1 protein-coding gene is annotated in these 1562 nt (G+C 40.0%); it reads left to right on the top strand.

The window, feature by feature from the left end:
* On the top strand, positions 1-1562 hold a 1562-nt coding region (locus MMY95_RS15505; RefSeq protein WP_241277819.1), incomplete at both ends, for a DUF1104 domain-containing protein.

Here is a 1562-nt window from a genome sequence, read left to right on the forward strand (position 1 = left end):
CCGCAGATAGCACCTACGCTTATGCCAATTCAGAGATAGCTGTGCAGTCTACAGCTACTGCTAAAGCCCAAAGTGCGGCTGATAATGCATTTAGTAAAGCCCAATCAATTGGTAGCCAAGCCGATTCAGCAATAGCCGTGCAGTCTGCGGCTACCGTTAAAGCTCAAAGTACGGCTGACAGTGCATTTAGTCAAGCGGTTACGGCAATAGATACTGGTAACGCAACTAGCCAAGCAGTGACTGCTTTAAAAGGTGGTTCCACTCTAACGATTGCTCAATTAGGAAATGGACTAGCTTCAAAAGTTTCTAATTCAGAATATGCTAGTTACAAAGAACAGACTGCTAGTCAAATAGGAGAGATGGTCACCGATGGTGCTTTTTCAGCATATCAGCAAACTACTAAAGACTTGATTTCCTCAAAGGTGGCTACCAGTGACTTTTCGTCCTACAAAGACGAAACCGCTAAAGCAATATCTAGTAAGGTTGAATCTAGAGATTTCAACACGTATAAGACACAGACTGCTGACTTGATTGCCGAAAAGGTCGCCACTAAGGACTTCTCAACCTATCAGAAGCAAACTGCTGACTTGATTTCTGCAAAAGTCGAGACAAAGGACTTCTCTTCCTACAAAGACGAAACTGCTAAGGCAATATCCAGTAAGGTTGAATCTAAAGACTTTAACACGTACAAAACACAAACCGCTGACGCAATTTTAAGCAAGGTTTCAAAAAAAGACGCTAATAATGTCAACTTGATACCTTACTCTAGTAACTTTTCAGATTCACTAGAAGGCTGGCAATTACAACCTTGGGGTGCAACTGATAGAGTACTATCAGCAGTTACTCACAATTTCTATAAAAATGGGACTGAAAAGTTATTATGCCTAAATACAGTGCAGAACGTAACCGTTGCTACCAGTTCATTACGTTTTTCAGTATTGCCAAACACTAAATATACATTCCAATTTAAGGCGTTTGCTTCATATAACGTTGTTGGAGCTAATGTGTATTTCTTATCACGTGCCTACGGTTCGACCAAAGACTATGATACCGTACATGGTTTATTTAACGGCTTAGTAACTTCTCCAGCACATATTGACCAATATACGGTTACATTTACGACTGGAGCCGATGATAACGAAGGGTATATTAGGGTTGATAATATTGGCTCTAATAATGGAACTTCTTCTGGTCTGTACTTTACTGAACTCAAGATGGAATATGGTGATACTGCGACACCTTATATCTATGGCGGTCAAGACTCTATGATTTCTCAGATGTCAGATGATATTCTGTTTAGAGTAGCCAAAGATGACTTAATTAGCCAAATTAATATTCAAGCTCGTAATACCCTGATTTCATCTGGTGGTCAATTGACGCTGTCTGGTAAGAATGTTTTTATTGATAGTGATGACCCCGTTATCATGAAAAGTGCGAATATTGACACGCTCCTTGTTGGTAAGAAATTAACAGCGGCCGACATTGAGGCTAATACGTTTAGCACCAACAACGGAACTTTCACAGTATATAAAGATGGCGCTATAACAGCTAAAAACATGACA

Source organism: Lactiplantibacillus sp. ME-2, assembly GCF_022549155.1.
Lineage (GTDB): Bacteria > Bacillota > Bacilli > Lactobacillales > Lactobacillaceae > Lactiplantibacillus > Lactiplantibacillus plantarum.